Raw genomic sequence first — 22,114 nt, forward strand, 5'->3', positions numbered from 1 at the left:
ATTAATTCTCAAATATACCTTCTAATATTTTATTACCTTGACGATAGACGTCATAGGTTATAGATGTAGGCCGCGTACCGCCGCTGCCATATATAAAATTAAGCTCGACGTCAACCGGCCCTCTTTTGTTTACAGTGCTGGCGATAGTCGATTCAAAAGCTCTAAATTGACCACGGTTTATCCCTTTTAACTGCGGAAATACCCCATCCTTACCACCCGACCCACCAAGAAGCTTGGCGATTATATGGCCCGCATCGTCGTCCGGATTGCCAAGACTTCTCGCCCAACTCCGGGACGACGCGTTTGTCGCAGTTCCGCCTTTTTTGATGTCGGCCTTGGTAATCGTAGCTGTTGCTCGCAAAGGCTGTCCTGCGGGGCCTCGGGTAACACTGGCATTGACGCACCAGCCTAACGGATCAACCCACCCATAAGGATTAGGCGCATACACATAAAGATTATCCCCCCCACTCAGCCCAATCGGATCCTGCGTAATAAACCGCCCAATCTCCGGATCGTAATACCGAAACGTGTTGTAGTGAAGCCCCGTCTCGACATCGAAGTACTGCCCCTGAAACCTGAGGTTCTGTTCGACCTCGTTCACCACCAGCTTTTCAATCGCCCCCCACGGCCGATATTTGGCCTGCCAGACGATCTGCCCTTCGGCGTCGGTCATCTCCAGCGGCGTACCGATCTGGTCGGTGTGGAAGTAGTAGACCTTGTTCTCTACCTCGCCCTCTTTCTCATCAACACGGGCCAGCGGCGCATAACTGCCGGGTTCGTAGAGGTACAGGCTGCTCTGCCCAGGACTTTCTTCACGCAACATCCGCAATCCCTGCCAGAGAAAGCGTTTCTGGTCGGTCTTACCCTTGATCTCCCACTGTTTGCCAACGCGCCTGCCCAGGCTGTCGTACTTATAGCTGCTGGTGCTTTCCACCTGACTGTTGGCCATGGTCTCGGTTTTGACCAGGCGGTTTTCGCAGTCGTAGGTGAAGGTTTGCCAACGCACGATGCCGACGATTTTCTCGACCAGGTTGCCCCACGCGTCGTATTTGTATTCGTGGTTGCTCCATTGCTTGAGGCGGTTGTCTTTGACGCGGTCGAAGCGGCTGGTGTTGAAGTTCAGGCGATTGCCGGCAGCGTCGTAGCGGAATTCTTCGCCGTCGAAGCGTTTTTCGGGGTTGTGTTCAAGCAGGCGGCCGTTGGCTTCGTATTCGTAGGTGACTTCGCCACGCAGTTTGTCGAGGGTGCGGCTCAGTTCGCCGGCCGGGTCGTATTCATAGCGGCGGTGGATCGGGTTGTAGGCGTGTTCGACATAGCGCTCTGGTTTTATGAGCGGGTTCTGGATCTGTGAGAGTTTTTCAGCGGGCAGTGTGGTTGCGTACTGCCAGGTCTTGCGGCCAAGGGCGTCGTAGCCGAAGCAACTGGTGAGTTTTCCCTGCGTGCGGTAGATCTCGCGGTGCAGGTCGTCGCGCTCCATGTCGCTGATCAGTTGGCCATCGAGATTCAGTTGATGCAGGTGACCGCTGCCGTAATACAGATGGTTCAGGTGCTGGCCGGTAGGAAGGGTCAGCGTGGTCAGGTTGCTGAGTGGATCGTAGTCGTAGGCCAGCGTGCCCTGGGGCGACGATTCCTGTGTCAGGCGGCCCAGAATGTCGTAGGCGAATTCCAGTTTTTCGGCCGTGACACCGAGTTTTCTGCCACCGTCGGTGGGTGTGCGCTGAATGGACAGCAGGCGGTCGCTGTCGTCGTAGGTGAAATCCTGACGGGCGTCGTCGTTGAGTCTGGCCAGCAGGCGACCAATCGGGTCGCGCTCGAAATACGTGCTGCGCTGTGGTCGTTCGCCTTTTTCGCTGTAGCCGGTTTCTTCGACCTGAGTCAGATGCCCGCCAAGGTTGTAGCTGAAACGGCGGGTCAACTGGTCGATGCGTTTTTCTTCGATCAGCCGATCGGAGTGATCGTAGGCGAACGTGTAAGTGGCGTCGTTTTCATTGCTCAGCGCCACGAGGCGCAGGGCTCTGTCGTACTGGTAGGCGACCATCAGCCCTTTAGGGTCCTGACGTCTGGTCGGCAGGCCGCGTGCGTTGCGGGCCAGATGGGTGGTCTGGTCCTTGCCGTCAGTGTGTCATGACCTGACCGTGAGCGTTGTAGGTGAAGCTCTCGCGGGTGCCGTCCGGGTGGTCGATGCGTAGCACTTCGCCGCCGGGCTTGCGCTCCAGCGTGGTGGTGTTGTTTAGGGCATCGGTGACGGCAACCAGTTGATGGCGCTCGTCATAACGGTAATACGTGCTTTTGCCCGAGCAGTCCTGAAAGCGCTCTACCTGCGCGAGGTTGTTCCACCACAGGTATTTGGACTTGAACGTCGGGTCGACGATGGTATGGGGCAAGCCGTTCTCGCCGTTGAGGTATTCGGTCTTGTGGCCCAGTGCGTCGATCTCGGCGACGAGGTTGCCTTTGGCGTCGTAGCGGGCCTTCCAGGTGCTGCCATCGGGGTAGGTGATCTGTTTGACCAGCGTGGTCTTGAAGTGATGCTGATAACGCGTGGTTCGGCCCAGCGGGTCGGTTTCTGCGGTCAGGCGTGACAGATCGTCGTACTCGAAGCCCAGCTGGTTGCCATCGGGCAGCGTCAGGCCGGTGATATTGCCAGTGTTGTCCAGCGCGATACGGTACTGCTCACCGCCGAAATCAGTGCTGGCGATGACGCGACGGTCCTTGTTGTAGGTCACCTCGGCGCGACGCCCCAGCACATCGGTTACGCGCGTCTGGCGCGCCTCGAAATCATAATCGAAATGAAAGTGCTCGCCGTCGCTGGTCCAGTGCTCGACCACGCGCGGCTTGCCGTCGAGAACTTCCCAGCGGTATTCGCAACTGAGCCCCAGCGCATTGGCGTGGCGGGTCATCAGGCCGTCGGTGTAGCTGAAGTTGCGCACCGAGTCGCCATTGCGGTTGTACACACTGTTCAACTGGCCATTGTTGTCGTAGCCATAGCGCACCAGTGTCTCGACGGCCTGGTCGCCGACGATTCGCTTGACGGTGCTCAGACGGTTGGTCACCTCGTCGTAGTGCAGGTGCACGCGATGCCCGCCGGTGGAGCAAATGTCGGTCAGAACGCCGTCTTCGCTGCGTACGAAATGCAGAAAATGACCGAGGGCGTTTTCGACGCGTTGCAGGGGAACTGGCTGGTTGTCGTCGGGTACTTCACCGAAGTAGTAAAAGACGTTATCCAGTGTTTGCAGCAGGTAATGACCACCCTCGGTACGCACCAGGTACAGCTGTTCCTGTGCGTTGTAGATGCGCTGGTTGTAGTCCAGTGTCACGAAGGGCACGCTGCGGCCCTGATTGTCGCTGAGGTACAGAAAGCTGCCCTTGCGCCGCAGGCTTTGTTCCCAGGGCAGCACCCAGCCCTTGCCCAGCGCGCTGTCGACATCAAGGTCGCTGGCGTAGAAGCGTGTCCACTCGATCGGCATCAGGCCGGGCAGGCTGAAATCGGACTCGTCGATCAGCAGTTTGCGTCCGGCGGTGGTGTCGACCGGGTTGCCGTGCAGGCCGCCCAGCACTTTTTCGGCCACGGGGGCGACGCCGAAGCGAAAAATGGCGTCCCCGAGAAAGACACCGCCCATGAACTGCAGCGCGCAAGGGCCTGCCGCTTTCAGACCGGCCTGCATGCCCAGCTTGGCAATGCTGAGCACGGCCTTGGCGCCGCCGGCTACGACCAACAGAATGTCCACGGTGTAGCGGGCCATCGCCGAGACTTCGTCGTCCACCGGCAGGTAGCGTTGGGTACCGCCGCCGATGAAGACGTTGGGCGAGCCGGTGCCGATCTTCGCGCCGCAGGTCAGCTTGTCGCCCTTGCGCGCAGCGGGCTGGCCGTTGATGAAGACGTTGCTGGAGCCTTCGGCCACCTTGACGATCGGCGAGTGCTTGTCACACACGGCGGTGCTTTCGATGGCAAAGGCAGCGGGGCGGCCATTGATGAACACGTTGGGCGAGGCAGATTCGATCTGCCCCGCGGGAGAGCTGAAGGCGCTGCCGATACTCTCCCCGATACTGGCGATAGCATTACCGGCCAGGCCGACTGCCATGGCCAGTAAAAAACCGCCGAACCCGCACGTGGCGACGGTGAGCGAGACATACGCCACGGCCGCGATGCCCACGATCGCCCCGAGCACAAAGCCCGCCATCGCTCCGGTGTGTTCGATATCATCCAGTAACCGCGCGGCCTCGAACATCGCCGTTACTCCTGCGGGCTGCGAGTAGTGGAGGTGCGATCACCTGGCGTGACGCTGATGTTCTGCAGCGGATAGTCCATTAAAGCGTGTCCTGTCGGCGATGAAGTAGAGTTCAGGGGGCGGTCAGGCCTTCAAGCATGCTGTCGAAATCCAGCAACCAGGTTTTCAGCGCGGGCTTTTCGGAGTCAATCACGCAGCCCACGCTCAGCCATTGGCGTTCGTTGTGATCGGCACACGGCACGATGGAACCGATCAGGCGTCCATGCCGCTCTTCAAGGCCTGCGTGAAAATGAAAATCCAGCGCCAGCGCGGCATTACCCGCCAACAGCGTTTCATAGTGGCGAATGACCTGGACTTCGCCATGCAGTGGCTGCAGCGCCTTGACGGCTTCGGCGAACGCTTCGGCAAGCGTTGCCTCTTCAGGTACATCGCGACGCTGAATGGAGACGACGACAGGCTCTCCGCCCACTTGAACGGTGGCTTCAATCGCGTTGCACTGGAAATCTTCCGGGAAGCCGAAGTGGAACCCGCCGAAATTGAAACTGCAGGGCGCGTCGAGCAACGGCTTTGGAGCAGGGATGAGCGCTTCGACACGTTCAAGTGCCTGCTGCGCGGCGGCATGTTCGGCTGCCTCACGCGCCAGGGCTTCGTCAGCCAGTCGGCGCTCGGAGATGCGGTCGTAAATACTGGTGCGCGTCATATGGCCGGAACCTTGTTCGTCAACATCTACATGTCCTTATGCACGGCGGCCCCAATGACTGCCATTTGCAAGTTGACGATAAGCACTTGCGCGGGTGGTTTGTATGCCCTGCGGCTACCTGCTTGCCTGGAAATGTCTGAAAACACCGCGGGAAGTAGGCTACAGACACAGTCTACTGTCGAAGGCTGAATCGTTTGACCTTTTCCCAAATGAAAGTTCAGTGCGGGCAGGGCAAAGCTCCAGAAGGCTATTTGTCGAGCGTTCTGGAGCTTGAACGGTTGCTTTGAACCCTATTTCAACGCCTCAACCGCCTCCTCATCCTCCCGCCGATGCGCCCACTGATACAACGCCGGTAACACCAACAACGTCAGCGCCGTCGACGACAGAATCCCGCCAATCACCACCGTCGCCAGCGGTCGCTGCACTTCCGCACCAGTCCCGGTAGCGAGGGCCATGGGGATGAAGCCAAGGGAGGCGACCAGTGCGGTCATCAGCACCGGGCGCAGGCGGGTGAGGGCGCCTTCGTTGATGGCGTTGTGCAGCGAGTGGCCTTGTTCGCGCAGGCTGCGGATGAAGGCGATCATCACCAGGCCGTTCAGCACCGCCACACCCGAGAGGGCGATGAAGCCCACGCCTGCGGAGATCGACAGGGGAATGTCGCGCAGCCACAGGGCCATGACGCCGCCGGTGAGGGCGAACGGGATGCCGGTGAAGACCAGCAGGCCGTCCTTGAGGTTGTTGAACATCATGAACAGCAGCGCCAGTACCAGCAGCAATGCCACTGGCACGACGATCTGCAGGCGTTTGGCGGCTGATTGCAGTTGCTCGAACTGGCCGCCCCAATTGGTCCAATAGCCTGCCGGGATCTGCACGCCGCTGTCGATGGTGGTGCCTGCTTCTTCGACAAACGAGCCGAGATCCCGACCACGCACGTTGGCGCTGACGATGACCACACGCTTGCCGTTCTCGCGGCTGATCTGGTTCGGGCCGAGCACCAGGTCAAGGCTGGCGACCTGGGACAGCGAGATAAAGCTGATCTGCTGGTTGCTGTTGGCGCTCGCAGGCACCGGAATGAGCAGGCTGGAGAGCCCGTTCACATCGGTGCGCAGTTGCTCGGACAGGCGCACCACCATGTCGAAGCGGCGATCACCTTCATACAACGTTCCCGCGTGACGACCGCCCAGCGCAATGGCGATGGCGTCCTGCACATCGGCCACGTTGAGGCCGTAACGCGCGGCCTTGTCGCGATCGATGTTGATGGTCAGTACCGGCAGGCCGGTGGTCTGCTCGACTTTCACTTCTGAAGCGCCTGGCACTTTTTGCAGGGTGGCGGCAATTTTTGCGGCGGTCTGGTTGAGCACGTTCATGTCGTCGCCGAACACTTTCACCGCGACGTCACTGCGTACACCGGAAACCAGCTCGTTGAAGCGCAACTGGATCGGCTGGGACAGTTCGTAGTTGCTGCCCGGCACACTGGCGGCGGCCTTTTGCAGGTCGGCTATCAGTGCCTCGCGGGATTTGTCCGGGTCCGGCCACTCACTTTGCGGCTTGAGCATCACGTAGCTATCAGAGATGTTGGGCGGCATCGGGTCGGCGGCGATCTCTGCGGTGCCGGTGCGGGCGAACACGCGCTGCACTTCCGGTACTTTTTCGATGATGGCTTTTTCCAGACGCTGCTGCATGTCCACCGACTGGGTCAGGCTGGTGCCGGGAACCCGTAGCGCCTGCAAGGCGAAGTCGCCTTCGCTCAGGCTCGGGATGAATTCGCTGCCCATGCGGCTGGCGGTGAAGCCGGACAGCACGATCAGCACCAAGGCCATGCCGAACGCTATCGAGCGATGCCCCAGTACCCAGCTCAGGATCGGCGCGTAGCGCTGGCGGGCGGTGCGCATCACAAAGCCTTCTTCTTCCTTGACCTTGCCGGTGACGAACATGGCGATGGCGGCAGGCACGAAGGTCACCGAAAGAATCATGGCACCGAGCAGGGCGATGACCACGGTGAAGGCCATCGGGTGGAACATTTTGCCTTCTACACCGGTCAGGGCGAAGATCGGCAGGTACACGACCATGATGATCAACTGACCGAAAATCAGCGGCCGACGGGCTTCTCTGGCGGCGGCGAAGACCTCGTGGAAACGCTCGGAGCGGGTCAGCATGCGGCCGTATTTCTTCTGGGCATGCGCCAGCCTGCGAATGGCGTTTTCGACGATCACCACCGCGCCGTCGACAATGATGCCGAAGTCCAGCGCGCCCAGGCTCATCAGGTTGGCGCTGACCTTGTTGGTGAACATGCCGGTAAAGGTGAACAGCATGGCCAGCGGAATCACCATGGCGGTGATCAGCGCAGCACGGATATTGCCCAGAAACAGGAACAGAATCACGATGACCAGAATCGCGCCTTCGATCAGGTTCTTTTTCACTGTTGCGATGGCTTTTTCGACCAGGTTGGTGCGGTCGTAAACCGTTACCGCTTCGACGCCTTCAGGCAGTGTGCGATTGATGTCGGCAAGTTTGGCGGCCACGGCCTGTGACACCGTCCGGCTGTTTTCACCGATCAGCATGAACACTGTGCCAAGCACGACTTCACGGCCGTTTTCGGTGGCTGCGCCGGAGCGCATTTCCTTGCCGATACCGACCTCGGCCACGCTGCTGATTCTGATAGGCGTGCCCTGCACATTGGCGATGACGATGTTGGCGATATCGTCCACCGTGCCGAGCTGGCCCGGTGCGCGTATCAGTAGTTGCTCACCGCCGCGTTCGATGTAGCCTGCGCCGACGTTGGCGTTGTTGCGCTCAAGCGCAGCCACCAGATCGTTCAGCGTCAGCTTGTAGGCCGCCAGCTTCTTCGGATCGGGCGCAATCTGATACTGCCTGGCGAAACCGCCGATGGTGTTGATCTCGGCCACGCCTGGTACGTTGCGTAATTGCGGCTTGATGATCCAGTCCTGAATCACTCGCAGGTCGGTCGGCGTGTACGGCGTGCCGTCTTCTTTCAGTGCGCCCTCACGGGCCTCGACCGTCCACAGAAAGATCTCGCCGAGGCCGGTGGAAATCGGCCCCATCATCGCGTCGACGCCTTCAGGCAACTGGTCCTTGGCAATCTGCAGGCGCTCGCCCACCAACTGCCTGGCAAAGAACAGGTCAGTGCCGTCTTCGAAAATCACTGTGACCTGAGACAGGCCCGAGCGCGACAGCGAGCGCGTCTGTTGCAGACCGGGCAGGCCTGCCATGTTGGTCTCGATGGCGAACGTGATGCGCTGTTCGGTTTCCAGCGGCGAGAAGCCGGGTGCCGACGTGTTGATCTGCACCTGTACGTTGGTGATGTCGGGGACGGCATCGATAGGCAGTTTCTGGTAACTGGCAATGCCCAGCCCAGCCATGAGCAGCACAGCAAGCATCACAACGATGCGCTGTTCAATCGCGAATTGAATCAACCGTTCAAACATGGAGGTGTACTCGTGTGACGCAGATCAATGGGCGTGCTCGGCGGAGCCTTTGCCCAGCTCCGACTTGAGGATGAAACTGCCCGCGGCAGCCACTTGTGTGCCGCCAGCCAGGCCTTTGACGATTTCCACGTAGCCGCCATCGCGGCGACCGAGCGTTACCGGTGTCAGTTGAAAACCTTCAGCGTTGCGTACGAAGACCGAGGGTTTGTCCTCAATCGACTGAACCGCAGACTCGGGAATGCTGACCGCCACGCTGGTCTGCTCGGCGGCGACTTCCACCGACACGAACAGGCCGGGACGCCAGGCACCCTGCGGGTTGGCAAGGGTCACGCGCACGGCGGCAGCGCGAGTCTGCTCGCCCAGCAGGCTGCCGACGTAACCAATCTTGCCTTCGACCCGCGCATTCAGATCGGGCGCGCTGACGATGACCGGACGACCGACCACTACCTTGTCCAGGTCCTTGGGTGCCACGCCGAAGGTGGCCCAGACACGCGACAGGTCGGACAGCGTGAAGGCATTGCTCGCTTCGCTGACCATCTCGCCGATGCCGAGGTGTTTCTCCACGACCATGGCGTCAAATGGCGCGATCAATTCGTAGCGATTGCCTGCGGATGGGTTCAGGCTGGCACCGATGGCGCTGATCTTCTGTCGGGCGTTGGCCAGGTTGATGTCGGCCTCCTGAAACTCCTGGCGCGCTTGCAAGTAGTCCTGCTCGGCGGAAATCTTGTCTTCCCAGAGTTTTTTCTCGCGCTGTAACGTCAGGCGTGCCAGTTCCTGGCGGCGTTGTGCGGCGTTCAGTTCGCTGCGTTGATCGGAGATCTGCTGGCTGGCAATCACCGCCAGCACCTGGCCCTTTTTCACGGCTTGACCCAGATCGACCTTCACTGATTCGACCACACCGCTGACCCGAGGCACGACATGCGCGGTGCGGTCCTCATCAAAGCGGATTTCGCCGGGGAAGGTCACAGTGGTGCTCATCTGTCGAGGCTCGGCGGTGGCCAGCTCGATGCCCGCAGTTTTGATCTGCTCGGGGCTCAGTTCGATGTGTCCCTCTTCCTCTTCATGGGAAGATTCTGACGCTGCGGCGCCTGGTGTTTTCTTCTCGTTGCCTTGGCTCTTCTCGTCGGCATGACCTGGCTCGGTGTCATGGTCGTGTTCCTCGCCTGATGGCTCTGTTCCAGTTGCGAATGGCAGCATCTGCGGGTTCAGCGTCAGACTGCCCAGACCAATGATGGCCACCACCGCCAGCGTGATGGCAATGCTTCGTTTGTTGTTCATAAAGGCTCCCGGCGATTTGGTGCTTGCGGCACCTTGCGATACGCTCGATACAGGCGGAAAAGGAAAGTCAGGGGTTGAAGCTGAACCGGTTGAGATCACCGTGAATTCGCTCGACAGCCACTCGGGCTTCGGTGGCGGTTGCCAGCGATTCCAGGTACTGGCTGCGCGCTGAAATCAGCGTTCGTTGCGCATCCAGCACTTCCAGAAAACCGAACTTGCCCATTTCGAAACCGCGCGTTGCGGTGTCGACGGCGCGCTGCGCGGCGGGCAGGATGACCTGATTGAAGGACTCGACTTCCTGCGCGGCAGTACTCCACTGATCGAGGGCTGACTGGGTCTGGGTGCGCAGCTTGAGTTCAACGGCATTGCGCAGATCGCGTGACTGGTCGGCCCGGCGTGATGCTGCAAGTACGTTGCCCTGATTCCGGTCGAATAACGGCAGCGGCATCGACAGACCCACGACGTTGATCCGTTCGCGCTCTTCGCGGCTGTACTGGCTGCCGACGCTGACGGTCAGGTCCGGGATGCGCTTGGCGCGTTCTGAACCCAGCGCGGCTTCGCGCTGTTCTATTTGCGCCTGAGCGAGGCGTAGCTCTGCGGACTGGTTGATGGCGCTCAGTAGCTTTGCGCTCGGTGGCAGCTTGCCCGGCGACAGATCGGTGTATTCCAGGCGCTCGAAAGAGGCGACCGGCGAACCGGTGGTGCGCGCCAGTTCACGGTTGCTGTTAATCTTCAGGGTCTCGGCGCGCCGTACCAGCAGATCGGTTTCAGCCAGTTGCACCTGAGCGCGCGTGGCCTCCACCGGTGACACCTTGCCCGCCCGAACACGCCCCTCGGCAACCTGCAGACCGCGTTCTGCCAGTGTTCTGGACTGGCGCGCCAGGTCCAGACCTGCCTGCGCCCGCGCCGCTGCGTAGAACGCCTGTACCACTTCGGCCCGAAGTTCGTTGCCGCGTCGCTCCAGCTCCAGCCGGGCGGCGTCCTGGCCCTTGCTGGCGGCTTCGATGCGTGCTCCGCGCTTGCCGCCCAGTTCCAGTGCCTGGCTGAGCATCACGGTGGTGGTGCTGGTCTCACGGCGTGTGTCTTCAACCTCCCAAGACACCACCGGGTTGGGAATCAGTCCGGCCTGCTGGCGATCACCTTCGGCAACGCCGATCTCCCATTGCGCGGCGGCGAGTTCCGGGTTGCGCGCAAAGGCTGCTTCCAGCACCTGAGCCAGGCTGATGCTCTGGGCTGCTGCGATGCCGGGAGCAGCAAATGGCAACAGCAGTAGACAAAGTGCGGCGACTTTCATGCCGGGCACCCTGTTACCAGACCGGTACGCGGAGTGCGTACGTTGTTCTTCAGTCGCATGAATTACCCTGTCCATGAAGCACCCCATCAAAACAAAAAACAAACAGGCACCTTGGCGCTGAAGTTGGCTGTGGGGACTTTATGTAACCGGAGCTATCAGAGGGATTGCTGGAAAATTACGATTTTGTTATCCAGCAAGATAAGCGTTTCTTTTCAGTACACTGCACGGCATCGTCATCATCCGTTCATCAAACAGGAAGCCTGGTTATGCGAATCCTTGTCGTAGAGGACGAGCCGAAAACTGCCGAGTACATGCATCAGGGTCTGACCGAAAGTGGCTATATCGTCGATATCGCTGCAACCGGGCTCGATGGCCTCTATCTCGCGCAGCATCAGGCTTACGATGTGGTGATACTGGATGTGAACCTGCCGGAAATGGACGGCTGGGAGGTGTTGAGTCGCCTGAGGAAGACGGTCAGTACGCGCGTCATGATGGTCACTGCACGAGGGCGCCTGGAAGAGAAGGTCAAGGGCCTGGAATTGGGCGCGGATGACTATCTGGTCAAGCCGTTCGAGTTTCCCGAGCTATTGGCAAGGGTCCGCACGTTGATGCGGCGCAGCGAGCAGACCACCACCTCCAAGGTGTTGCAGGTTGGCGATCTGGAGCTTGATCAAGGACGGCACCGGGCGTTTCGCGGCAGCCAGCGCATCGACCTGACCACCAAGGAGTTCGCGCTCCTGCACCTGCTGATGCGTCACAGCGGTGAAGTCATGTCGCGTACCCAGATCATTTCTCTGGTCTGGGACATGAACTTCGATTGCGACACCAATGTGGTGGAAGTGTCGATCCGTCGCCTGCGCGCGAAGATCGACGATCCTTTCGAGACCAAGCTGATCCACACGTTGCGCGGCGTGGGCTATGTGCTGGAAGTGCGTGAATGAAACCGACGCGTCTGTCGACGCGCCTGGGGCTGACCGTTACTGCTCTGATTGCGTGCCTGGTACTGGTAATGGAAATGCTCGCTTATGCGGCTATTTCCCGTCAGCTCGATCTGCGCGCCGAAGACAGCCTGAACGAGAAGTTCGCGCAGATCGAACACAGCATGAGCGAGGGCTTTCTCGGCATCGAAGATATTGTTCAATACCCTCATACCCTGCGTGACCAGATCATCGGACACGACAGCTACTCGTTGATGGTGCTCGACGCGGGCAACCCTCGGCAGCAATTGATGATGGTCGGTAACGAGGAAGGCCGGAACCTGCCTGTCCCCGAGGCAGATCACATACCTCAAGGCTTTCAGGAGTTGCAGTCGGTACACGGCCACAAGATTCTGATGGGTTACAGGGAAATACACCTCAAGACAGGGCAGGACATTCTCGTCAGGCTGTCGATGGATCGGGAAAGTGACAGCACGCTGCTGCACGCTTATTTGAAATCGACTTTCCTGATACTGCCGGTGATCTTGCTGCTGGTCGGCTTCGGTGCCTGGTGGGTGGTGCGTCGTGGTCTCAGGCCGTTGGGTGCTTTCAGAAAAGTAACGGCGCTGATCTCGGCTCGCGATCTGTCTCATCGCATGAAAGTGAAGGGCCTGCCTGATGAATTGCGCGACCTGGCGCATGCGGTCAATTTCATGCTGCACCGGCTGGACGGCGATGTGCAGCAACTGGCGCAGTTCTCGGACGACCTCGCACATGAGTTGCGCTCGCCCATGAACAACCTGATGGGCAAGGCGCAGGTCACGCTGTCCAGGCCGCGCCCTTCGGAAGAGTACAAGCAGGCGCTGGAATCATGTACCGAGGAGCTGGAGCGCATGTCGCGCATGATCAGCCAGATGCTGTTTCTGGCCAGTGTCAGCCAGCCTGCCGCGCCGTTGCCGGTTGAGGTCATCGACCTGCGCGAAGAGGCCGATAAGGTCGCCGAGCTGTTTTCATCTTCGGCGGAAGAGCGCGACATCACCTTGCAGGTTCAGGGTAACGCGAAGGCAACAGGCGACCGGCTGATGATTCAGCGAGCGATTTCGAACCTGCTGTCCAACGCTATTCGCCACGGTCTGTCCGGCAGTGTCATTACCATCACCCTTGCCACGCATGCAGATGAAGTGTCACTGGCGGTGCGCAACGCGGGCGATGGTATCGATGCCGAACATCTGCCGCGGCTGTTTGATCGCTTCTACCGGGTTCATGTCAGCCGCGCGCGACAGCAGGGCGGGACGGGGCTTGGGCTGGCGATTGTGCGTTCCATCATGAGCCTGCATGAAGGGCAGGTGACGGTCGAGAGTGAGCCCGGCCACTTCACGACGTTCAGCCTGATCTTTCCTAAACTGGTGTAATGCGTCAGGTTGGTGGTCGTTCTTCAAGAACCTTTCGCTGCCCCCCGGCTCATAGCTTGTGAACGGGTATTGCCCGGATGCTTCAGATGAAGCTGAACCTATAAGGATGGACGTATGACAGTTGCTTTCTGGTGCGTGCTGGTCGCGATCCTGCTGCCGATTATGTGTGCCGGTATCGCCAAGTTCGGCAGCGGCAAATTCGGCAGCGGACACAATCATGACCCGCGCGCCTTTCTCGACAAGCTGGAGGGTTTCCCGCGCCGTGCGCATGCTGCCCAGCTCAACAGCTATGAAGCGACACCGGCGTTTGCCGCAGCGGTCATCATCGCGCACATTGCCGGCAATGCGCAGCTGGTGACCATCGATGTACTGGCTGTGCTGTTCATCACCAGTCGTCTGTTGTACATCATCTTCTATCTGGCTGACCTCGCCGCACTGCGTTCGATAGTCTGGCTGGTGGGCATGGGGCTCATCGTCGCGCTGTTCGGCGTGTCGGCTTTCCCGGCCGTATCCTGACAGCCAGGTTGCGGCGCTGCCTATAAGCAGCAGCGCCGGGACCTTGATCAATCGTCAGGCTGGACTTTCTCAAGGTCGGTCTGGGCTTCCTGCAACTCTTTGCGCGATTCCGCCAGCTTGTCCTTGCGCTTGTTGATCTTCTCCGGATCACCTTTGTCCATGGCCTTGTTCAGGTCGGTCTGGCGGCGGCTGACTTCCTGCTTGGCATCCAGCACCTTTTGCTTTCTCTGCTTGATCAATGAGGTCTCGGTGCAGTTGGCATTGACCTCGGCGAGGGCCTTCTCAAGCCCGGTCTGCTCGGCCTTGTTACCTTCGGTCTTGGCGTCCTGAATCTTGCTGCTGATTTCCTGGCTTTTGATCTGGCACTCGGAAGGTGCGGGTGCCTGCTCATCTGCCAGCAGCGTTGTAGCCAGTAGCGTGCAACTGGTGAAAAGGATCAGTGGTGATAAAAACTGCATATGAACTCCGTTTGAACACGGACCAAAAAATGGACGTCCGCTACTTAAAACCTGAAATACCCTGAGCCTGCAATTGATGGCTCAATGCCTGCACCTCTGGGGCTTGAAAAAAAGACCTCAGTTTCGCTGCCCGGCCAGGACCTATGCCCGGCTCTGCTTGCCATTGCTCAACGCTACGCCCGGCCAGTTCCTGCCAATTGTCAGGAAGTGTTGCACTTCCTGTGGGCGGCAGTCCGATGGCCTTGAGCCACGTCTGAAACGGCCGTTCACGCGCTGTTTGCAGGCTGGCGAGCAGTTTAGCGCTGCTGCGCTCTGCGAAGCCGGGAATGTTAGCAAGCTCAGCATGATTCAGGGTCATCCAATCGAGCAGGCTCTCTATTTGGCCGTTTTCAATAAGCTTGTCCCAGGTCCCCGGACCGACGCCGGGCAGCGCAAGGCCTTTCTTGCCGCTGAGCCAGATCAGTCTGGCGCGGAACTGGCTTTCACAGCCTGGGGTGGCTTGCCAGCAGCTCAACTCATGAAAGTCGTCGGCTTGCGGAATGATCATTTCAACTCGTTCGGCCGCGCGGGATATCACGCCGTCGAGTCTCGGAATCGTCAGCCCGGCCAGGCTCACGGCTACCTGATCGCCAGGTCTTATATCCAGTGTTTGCCAGCGTTGCAGTGAGCCGGTGCTGATGCGGCTGACGGTACGGTCGTCGAGACGTACCGGGGTCAGCTCCAGCACAGGGGTAATCCTGCCGCTGCGACCGACATTGAAGCTGACCTTGCGCACCTCGGCCAGTGCCTGTGCGTAAGGGTGCTTCCAGGCCGCGATCCAGTAAGGCGCACTGGCTTGCCAGCGTTGGGCGGGTGGACGTTGGCCTTGACGCATGATCACGCCATCGGTGGCGAACGGCAGGGGATTGCGATACCAATGCTCGCGCCATCTCGCAGCCTGAACATGATTTTCCAGTGAGAGCGTGTACGCCTCGCTGCCTTCAAAGCCCATGGCTTGCAGGCCTGAGAGTCGTTGAGCCATATCGGTAGGCCCGTTCGGCCAGTCCCAGACGAATAGTCCGATGGCATCAGCCTGCTGCGGGCTGATTGTCTGCCGGGCCAGCATGCCTGCCACCTTGCTGCGCGCGTTGACGCTGCCGGATGTTGCCTGAATATGATCGGTCAACCGCCAGTACAGCTCGCCTTGCAGGATCAGGGAGTCATGGTGGGGCAAACGCTGAGGAATGGCTTTTATCAGTCGTGCCTGCGAAGTCCAGTCCTGGCCCTTGCGCCCATCGCCGCGACTGATCGCCTGCACCAGCTGACCTTTTTCGTAAACGAGTGTGACTGCCACGCCGTCGATCTTGGGCTGAATCCACAGGTCGTTGCGGCCCTTGAGCCAGGCCTTGACGCTGTCTTCGTCCTCCAGCTTGTTAACGCCCGTATGCGGTACGGGATGAGGCAGCGGGCCAACTGCTGTCGTTAGCGGATCGGACTCGGGTTTGGAAATGGCAAAGCACGAGCGCCACACGCTCAGCTTCTGCCGCGCCTGATCGTAAAGCTCGTCAGGGATTTTCGAGAGGCCCTGGCGGTGGTAGCTGTCGTCCCACGCAGCCATCTGCTGTTGCAAGTTTGTGACCTCGCTGCGCGCCTTGGCTGCAGGCCAGTCAGGGCATTGACTGGCATTGCCGAGGCCGGGCAGAAGAAACACAAGAGCGAACGTCATCAGGCGAATGGTGGGCAGCATCGAAGCATCCTTGCTTTAGGAATGGGCTCGATGAGGCTAGTCGTTGTCGTGTGGTGAAGGGGCAGGGCTTGGTTACCAGGTTTTGCGATTGCGCAGGGCGGTATGTCTACGCAGAGTGATCAGTGGCTGTACCGGCGTCCTCGTGAGCAAGCTCACACGCCCTTCAGGCAGAAGCGCAGAGCATCGGGCACGATAGTTGAGGTTATCGTTCCTCACGCTCCAGCGTGGGAACGCAGTTCTCGACGCTCTGCGTCGTCAAGAGGACGCGGAGCGTCCAGAAAGGCATACGACGCAGAGCGCCGCACGATAGTCGCGACTGCACCTGCCCCTTCGTGAGCAAGCTCACACGCCCTTCAGGCAGAAGCGCAGAGCATCGGGCACGATAGTTGAGGTTATCGTTCCTCACGCTCCAGCGTGGGAACGCAGTTCTCGACGCTCTGCGTCGTCAAGAGGACGCGGAGCGTCCAGAAAGGCATACGACGCAGAGCGCCGCACGATAGTCGCGACTGCACCTGCCCCTTCGTGAGCAAGCTCGCACGCCCTTCGGGCAGAAGCGCAGATCATCGGGCACGATAGTTGAGGTTATCGTTCCTCACGCTCCAGCGTGGGAACGCAGTTCTCGACGCTCTGCGTCGTCAAGAGGACGCGGAGCGTCCAGAAAGGCATGCGACGCAGAGCGCCGCACGATAGTCGCTACTGTACCGGCGTCTTCGTGAGCAAGCTCACTCCCACAAAGGCTGGGAACGCATGGCCTTGCCAGTAAAGCCCGGCCGCATTTCACGGCGCAGTTGTGTCTTGACCGCTCACTAAAAAAAGCCAGACTGAGTAGCTGACTCAACTCAGGGATTGGAGCCAATGGACATCTCGACTCTCGCTGTATTCATTCCGGCCTGCTTTGCGCTGAACATGGCGCCCGGTCCGAACAATCTTCTGTCGATCAGTAATGCTACGCGCTATGGCTTCGCCAGCTCTTGCGTCGGCGGAGCGGGGCGCTTGTTGGCGTTTGTCATCATGATCGCCTTGGCCGGTGCAGGACTGACTGCTGTGTTGCATACGTCCGAATGGTTGTTTCATGTGATCAAAGTCATCGGCGCGGCTTATCTGTTTTATCTCGCGGTGCAGTTGTGGCGCGCTGCTCCGTCCATACAGGACCAGGCAGCGGTCACAACAGCCAACGCTGGCAGCCTTGCGCGGCAAGAGTTTCTGGTGGCTATTGGTAATCCGAAAGCGATCCTGCTGTTTACTGCTTTTCTTCCGCAGTTTGTAGATCAGCAGAGTGATGTGTCAGGTCAGTTCGCGGTGCTGGGTAGTTTGTTTCTGGTATTGGAGTGCGTAGCGATCGCGTTGTATGCCGCGATGGGGATACATGCTCGCCGCCTGTTGGCGAAACCCAGTGGCAAGCGGTTGTTCAACAGGATGTGCGCAGGGTTGTTGGCGGGCGCTGCATCGGTACTGCTGGTGTCGCGGCGGGCTTGAAGTGTGACTTTGGAATAACCGCCGCGCAGACGAAAAAAAGCCCCGAAACGACCAGGTCGTCCGGGGCTTTTTTCTGGTTTTTTACAGACCGGCAGCGGCGCGCAGGGCGTCGGCGCGGTCGGTTTTTTCCCAGGTGAAGGCGGTGAAGGTGTCATCGCCAACGGTCATTTCGACCGGGGTACGGCCGAAGTGGCCGTAGGCCGCAGTGGCCTGGTACATCGGGTGCAGCAGGTCGAGCATGGTGGTGATGGCGTATGGGCGCAGGTCGAAGTTGTCGCGGACCAGCTTGATGATCTTGTCGTCGGACAGCTTGCCGGTGCCGAAGGTGTTCAGCGAGATCGACGTCGGCTGGGCCACGCCGATAGCGTAGGACACCTGAATTTCGCAACGCTCGGCCAGACCGGCAGCCACGATATTCTTGGCCACGTAACGACCGGCGTACGCAGCCGAACGGTCAACCTTCGATGGGTCCTTGCCGGAGAATGCACCGCCACCGTGACGGGCCATGCCGCCGTAGGTGTCGACGATGATTTTACGGCCGGTCAGGCCACAGTCACCTACCGGGCCACCGATGATGAAGTTGCCGGTCGGGTTGATGTGGAACTGGGTGTCCTTGTGCAGCAGGTGCGCAGGGATGACGTGCTTGACGATCAGCTCCATCACGCCTTCGCGCAGGTCCTTGTAGGACACATCCGGGTTGTGCTGAGTCGACAGTACGATGGCGTCGACGCCGACAACCTTGCCGTTTTCATAACGGCAGGTTACCTGGGATTTGGCATCCGGGCGCAGCCACGGCAGCAGGCCGGATTTACGCGCTTCGGCCTGACGCTGCACCAATTGGTGAGAGAAGGTGATCGGTGCTGGCATCAGCACGTCGGTTTCGTTGCTGGCGTAGCCGAACATCAGGCCCTGGTCGCCAGCGCCCTGATCTTCAGGCTTGCTGCGGTCAACGCCTTGGGCGATGTCTACCGACTGTTTGCCGATGATGTTCATCACGCCGCAAGTCGCGCCGTCGAAACCGACGTCGGAGCTGTTGTAGCCGATGTCGAGGATGACGTTACGCACGATGTCTTCCAGATCGACCCAGGCCGAAGTCGACACTTCGCCAGCGATGATTGCCACACCGGTCTTGACCAGTGTTTCGCACGCTACACGGGCGTATTTGTCTTCAGCGATGATAGCGTCCAGAACCGCGTCGGAAATCTGGTCGGCGATCTTGTCCGGATGCCCTTCGGACACGGACTCGGAGGTGAAAAGTGAATATTCGCTCATCTCTACGGGTTTCCTTCATTTTACCGATGGTGAGTGTCGCCAGCCGGTCGCTGAAAATGGCGAACCTGGATCTGGAAACCATTACGTAAGCCTACATAGAGGCTTTCCCCGGGAACTAGCCCCGCAGCGATGGCCCAACGGGCCAGGTCTTCCTGCTCGAAACCTAACCAGAGATCGCCACAGGCCTCCCTGGCCCAGCTCTGGTCATGACTACACAATTCTGTTACCAGCAAACTACCGCCGGGTTTTACGTGTTCGGCCAGTTGCCTGAGGGCCTGGGCCGGGACTGCGAAATGATGCAGCACCATGTTGAGGACGACGCAGTCGGCACTGACTTTAGCGTCCGTCAGTGCATCGGCCAGCCTCAGCTCAACGTTAGCCAGCGCCTTGCGCTCGCAGACGCCACGCGCCAGGTCCAGCATCACCGGGCTGTTGTCCATCGCGATAACCTGGCGGAAGCGCCGGGCCAGCTCTGGGAGAAAGCCGCCGTCGCCGGGGCCTACTTCCAGCGCCGTTGCCTGCGCGCCGAAGCTCAGTTTGTCGAGCAATGTCAGCAGGCTTTCGCTGTACTGCGCCAGACCGGCGATCAGGTCTTGCTGGGCACGAAACTTTTCGGCGGTACGGGCAAAGAAATCCTGGCTGGCCAATGCACGTTGCCGATGCACCAGACTTATGCGGCTCTGTACGTCTTCCGGTAGGTTCAGGGTGTCCACTTCATCAAGCAGCGCTGTATGCAGCCTGCCGCCCGGCAATCCAGTGTGGGGCAGGGCGCGACGGTAGAAAATCGCGTTGCCTTCACGCCGCGTTGCAACCAGATCCGCCTGAGCCAGCACCTTGAGGTGATGGCTCATGCCGGACTGACCAATGGCAAAAATCTGCGCCAGCTCAAGCACGCCGAACGAATCGTTGGTCAGCACACGCAGTACGTTGAGCCGCAAGGGATCGCCGCCGGCCTTGCACAATGCAGAGAGGTCGTCGCATGCATCATGGCGAATGGCAGGTACACGCAGGTTCATAGCTGCGCAGTCTAGAGAGCGATCCGGAGCGCTGCAAGGGCAATATCAAAAAGTTTTGATATTGCTGGATGGGTGGCACCGGTCAGGCATTCTGAACTTGTTGCGCTGACGGGTAATCCAGTCTTTACAGGGCAAATAATGTCCGTAACCCCGGAAAAAAGCCTATGGTCGACTATCTGTGATTGCCCCCGGCCTGTCCCTGAGGGAAAATGGCCGTCTTTTTTCCGATCCTAATTTTACAATTCCCAGGAGATCAGCGATGCCAAGCCGTCGTGAGCGTGCCAATGCTATTCGTGCCCTAAGCATGGATGCCGTGCAAAAAGCCAACAGCGGCCATCCGGGTGCCCCGATGGGCATGGCGGATATCGCCGAGGTTCTGTGGCGTGATTATCTTAAGCACAACCCGGCAAACCCCGCGTTCGCTGACCGTGACCGTTTCATCATGTCCAACGGCCATGGTTCGATGCTGGTCTATTCGTTGCTGCACCTGACCGGCTACGACCTGTCCATCGACGACCTGAAAAACTTCCGTCAACTGCACAGCCGCACACCGGGTCACCCCGAGTTTGGCTACACTCCTGGCGTTGAAACCACTACTGGCCCATTGGGTCAGGGTTTTGCCAACGCCGTCGGTTTTGCCGCTGCCGAGAAAACCCTCGCCGCACAGTTCAACCGTCCAGGCCATTCCATCGTTGATCACCATACCTACGTGTTTATGGGTGATGGCTGCATGATGGAAGGTATTTCCCACGAAGTCGCTTCCCTGGCCGGCACGTTGCAGCTGAACAAGCTGATCGCGTTCTACGACGACAACGGCATCTCCATCGATGGTGAAGTGGAAGGCTGGTTCACCGACGATACCCCTAAGCGTTTCGAGTCGTACGGCTGGTTGGTGATCCGCAATGTCGACGGTCATGACCCTGAAGAAATCAAGACCGCCATCGACACCGCGCGCAAGAGCGACAAGCCGACGCTGATCTGCTGCAAGACCACCATCGGCTTTGGCTCGCCGAACAAGCAGGGCAAGGAAGAATCCCACGGTGCGCCGCTGGGTGCGGACGAAATCGCCCTGACCCGTGCGGCCCTGAAATGGAACCACGGTCCTTTCGAAATTCCGGCTGATATCTACGCCGAGTGGAATGCGAAAGAAAAAGGCCTGGCTGCCGAAGCCGAGTGGGATCAGCGCTTTGCTGCCTATTCCGCCGCTTTCCCTGAGCTGGCCAACGACTTCATTCGTCGCATGAGCGGCGAGTTGCCTGCTGACTTTGCAGAGAAATCCGCTGCTTATGTCGCCGAAGTCAACGCCAAAGGCGAAACCATCGCCAGCCGTAAGGCCAGTCAGAACGCCCTGAGCGCACTGGGCCCGTTGCTGCCGGAAATTCTCGGTGGTTCGGCCGACCTGGCCGGCTCCAACCTGACCATCTGGAAAGGCTGCAAGAGCATCACTGGCGAAGACCCCAACGGCAACTACCTGCACTACGGTGTTCGTGAGTTCGGTATGGGCGCCATGATGAACGGTATCGCCCTGCACGGCGGCTTCGTGCCGTACGGCGCAACCTTCCTGATCTTCATGGAATATGCTCGCAACGCGGTGCGTATGGCCTCGCTGATGAAGAAGCGCGTGATCTACGTATTCACCCACGACTCCATCGGTCTGGGCGAAGACGGCCCGACTCACCAGCCGATCGAGCAACTGACCAGCCTGCGTACCACGCCGAACCTGGACACCTGGCGTCCGGCAGATGCCGTGGAATCGGCCGTGGCCTGGAAACACGCCATCGAGCGCAATGACGGTCCATCCGCGTTGATTTTCTCGCGTCAGAACCTGACTCACCAAGCGCGTGAACAGCAGCAAATAGATGCCATTGCCCGTGGCGGCTATGTACTGCGTGACTGCGCTGCAGAGCCTGAGCTGATCCTGATCGCGACCGGTTCGGAAGTCGGTCTGGCTGTGCAGGCGTATGACAAGCTGACCGAGCAGGGTCGCAACGTTCGTGTGGTCTCCATGCCATGCACCAGCATCTTCGAAGCTCAGGATGCGGCCTACAAGCAGGCTGTTCTGCCACTGCAGGTCAGTGCACGTATTGCCATCGAAGCGGCTCACGCCGACTACTGGTACAAATACGTGGGTCTGGAAGGTCGCGTGATCGGCATGACCACGTTCGGCGAGTCGGCCCCTGCGTCAGCCTTGTTCGAAGAGTTCGGCTTTACGCTGGAAAACGTCTTGAGCACGGCTGAAGAGCTGCTCGAAGACTGATCAGCTATGTAATGTTGATGTTGTGGGAGCGACCGGGGCGGCGATCCGCCTTGCTCGCGAATGTAGCAACTCGGTAAATCAGCTGCACCGAGTGCTGCCATTCGCGGACAAGTCCGCTCC

13 protein-coding genes and 1 pseudogene are annotated in these 22,114 nt (G+C 59.5%); 5 read left to right on the top strand and 9 right to left on the bottom strand.

Annotation, left to right across the window (positions count from 1 at the left end):
• Position 1 precedes the first annotated feature (1 nt).
• The 5 genes and pseudogenes from RYA97_RS07920 to RYA97_RS07940 all read right to left on the bottom strand — a co-directional run bounded on the left by RYA97_RS07920 (position 2) and on the right by RYA97_RS07940 (position 10,944).
• Positions 2–4,226 (bottom strand): annotated as a pseudogene (locus tag RYA97_RS07920) (RHS repeat-associated core domain-containing protein).
• Between the two features lie 112 nt (positions 4,227–4,338).
• The gene (locus tag RYA97_RS07925) at positions 4,339–4,926 is read right to left on the bottom strand and encodes a hypothetical protein (RefSeq protein ID WP_005781260.1); all 588 of its coding nucleotides are present in this window, start codon (positions 4,924–4,926) and stop codon (positions 4,339–4,341) included.
• 290 nt (positions 4,927–5,216) lie between these two features.
• On the bottom strand, positions 5,217–8,372 hold the full coding sequence (locus RYA97_RS07930) for a CusA/CzcA family heavy metal efflux RND transporter (protein WP_010194684.1): 3,156 nt from the start codon (positions 8,370–8,372) through the stop codon (positions 5,217–5,219).
• Between the two features lie 24 nt (positions 8,373–8,396).
• Positions 8,397–9,650: an efflux RND transporter periplasmic adaptor subunit gene (locus tag RYA97_RS07935; protein ID WP_016980471.1), complete on the bottom strand. Its 1,254-nt coding sequence runs from the start codon at positions 9,648–9,650 to the stop codon at positions 8,397–8,399.
• Between the two features lie 67 nt (positions 9,651–9,717).
• Positions 9,718–10,944, bottom strand: a complete 1,227-nt coding sequence (locus RYA97_RS07940; protein WP_016980472.1) for a TolC family protein — start codon at positions 10,942–10,944, stop codon at positions 9,718–9,720.
• A gap of 266 nt (positions 10,945–11,210) precedes the next feature.
• On the opposite strand from RYA97_RS07940, the gene RYA97_RS07945 reads away from it, so the two are divergent.
• From RYA97_RS07945 to RYA97_RS07955, 3 genes are all read left to right on the top strand, one after another.
• Positions 11,211–11,885, top strand: coding sequence for a heavy metal response regulator transcription factor (locus RYA97_RS07945; RefSeq protein ID WP_004654919.1), 675 nt, complete (start codon positions 11,211–11,213; stop codon positions 11,883–11,885).
• Positions 11,882–13,273, top strand: a complete 1,392-nt coding sequence (locus RYA97_RS07950) for a heavy metal sensor histidine kinase (RefSeq protein ID WP_016980473.1) — start codon at positions 11,882–11,884, stop codon at positions 13,271–13,273. Before RYA97_RS07945 ends, RYA97_RS07950 begins: the two co-directional genes overlap by 4 nt.
• 114 nt (positions 13,274–13,387) lie before the next feature.
• Positions 13,388–13,789 (top strand): MAPEG family protein, encoded by a 402-nt coding sequence (locus tag RYA97_RS07955; protein WP_002555701.1) that lies wholly within the window; start codon positions 13,388–13,390, stop codon positions 13,787–13,789.
• A gap of 47 nt (positions 13,790–13,836) precedes the next feature.
• Here the strand turns inward: RYA97_RS07955 and RYA97_RS07960 are convergent, their stop codons facing one another.
• Positions 13,837–14,247, bottom strand: a complete 411-nt coding sequence (locus RYA97_RS07960) for a DUF1090 domain-containing protein (protein ID WP_005746924.1) — start codon at positions 14,245–14,247, stop codon at positions 13,837–13,839.
• 40 nt (positions 14,248–14,287) lie between these two features.
• Positions 14,288–15,973 carry an NAD-dependent DNA ligase LigB gene (ligB, locus tag RYA97_RS07965; RefSeq protein ID WP_005781251.1) on the bottom strand — a complete coding sequence of 562 codons (1,686 nt, stop codon included), beginning with the start codon at positions 15,971–15,973 and terminating at the stop codon, positions 14,288–14,290.
• A gap of 855 nt (positions 15,974–16,828) precedes the next feature.
• Here ligB and RYA97_RS07970 point away from each other — a divergent pair.
• Complete coding sequence (locus RYA97_RS07970; protein WP_005781244.1) at positions 16,829–17,449, top strand: LysE family translocator; 621 nt, start codon at positions 16,829–16,831, stop codon at positions 17,447–17,449.
• An 81-nt stretch (positions 17,450–17,530) separates the two neighbouring features.
• On the opposite strand, the gene metK is transcribed toward RYA97_RS07970, so the two are convergent.
• Positions 17,531–18,721 carry a methionine adenosyltransferase gene (gene metK / locus RYA97_RS07975; RefSeq protein ID WP_002555698.1) on the bottom strand — a complete coding sequence of 397 codons (1,191 nt, stop codon included), beginning with the start codon at positions 18,719–18,721 and terminating at the stop codon, positions 17,531–17,533.
• A 20-nt stretch (positions 18,722–18,741) separates the two neighbouring features.
• Positions 18,742–19,737, bottom strand: coding sequence for an ArsR/SmtB family transcription factor (locus tag RYA97_RS07980; protein WP_016980677.1), 996 nt, complete (start codon positions 19,735–19,737; stop codon positions 18,742–18,744).
• Positions 19,738–19,996: 259 nt separating this feature from the next.
• Between RYA97_RS07980 and tkt the strand changes: the two genes are divergently transcribed.
• A complete protein-coding gene (gene tkt, locus RYA97_RS07985) occupies positions 19,997–21,994 on the top strand; it encodes a transketolase (protein ID WP_016980678.1) in 1,998 nt (665 codons plus the stop codon).
• Positions 21,995–22,114: the final 120 nt, after the last annotated feature.

The organism is Pseudomonas syringae group sp. 26L6, assembly GCF_032587815.1.
Taxonomy (GTDB): Bacteria; Pseudomonadota; Gammaproteobacteria; order Pseudomonadales; family Pseudomonadaceae; genus Aquipseudomonas; species Aquipseudomonas amygdali.

Bases quoted from the DNA above. Each gene is read 5' to 3' on its own strand.
- RYA97_RS07925 (WP_005781260.1), bottom strand. From the start codon at position 4,926: ATGACGCGCACCAGTATTTACGACCGCATCTCCGAGCGCCGACTGGCT.
- RYA97_RS07950 (WP_016980473.1), top strand. From the start codon at position 11,882: ATGAAACCGACGCGTCTGTCGACGCGCCTGGGGCTGACCGTTACTGCT.
- RYA97_RS07970 (WP_005781244.1), top strand. From the start codon at position 16,829: ATGGACATCTCGACTCTCGCTGTATTCATTCCGGCCTGCTTTGCGCTG.
- RYA97_RS07955 (WP_002555701.1), top strand. From the start codon at position 13,388: ATGACAGTTGCTTTCTGGTGCGTGCTGGTCGCGATCCTGCTGCCGATT.
- RYA97_RS07935 (WP_016980471.1), bottom strand. From the start codon at position 9,650: ATGAACAACAAACGAAGCATTGCCATCACGCTGGCGGTGGTGGCCATC.
- RYA97_RS07960 (WP_005746924.1), bottom strand. From the start codon at position 14,247: ATGCAGTTTTTATCACCACTGATCCTTTTCACCAGTTGCACGCTACTG.
- RYA97_RS07945 (WP_004654919.1), top strand. From the start codon at position 11,211: ATGCGAATCCTTGTCGTAGAGGACGAGCCGAAAACTGCCGAGTACATG.
- tkt (WP_016980678.1), top strand. From the start codon at position 19,997: ATGCCAAGCCGTCGTGAGCGTGCCAATGCTATTCGTGCCCTAAGCATG.
- RYA97_RS07940 (WP_016980472.1), bottom strand. From the start codon at position 10,944: ATGAAAGTCGCCGCACTTTGTCTACTGCTGTTGCCATTTGCTGCTCCC.
- RYA97_RS07930 (WP_010194684.1), bottom strand. From the start codon at position 8,372: ATGTTTGAACGGTTGATTCAATTCGCGATTGAACAGCGCATCGTTGTG.
- RYA97_RS07980 (WP_016980677.1), bottom strand. From the start codon at position 19,737: ATGAACCTGCGTGTACCTGCCATTCGCCATGATGCATGCGACGACCTC.
- metK (WP_002555698.1), bottom strand. From the start codon at position 18,721: ATGAGCGAATATTCACTTTTCACCTCCGAGTCCGTGTCCGAAGGGCAT.
- ligB (WP_005781251.1), bottom strand. From the start codon at position 15,973: ATGCTGCCCACCATTCGCCTGATGACGTTCGCTCTTGTGTTTCTTCTG.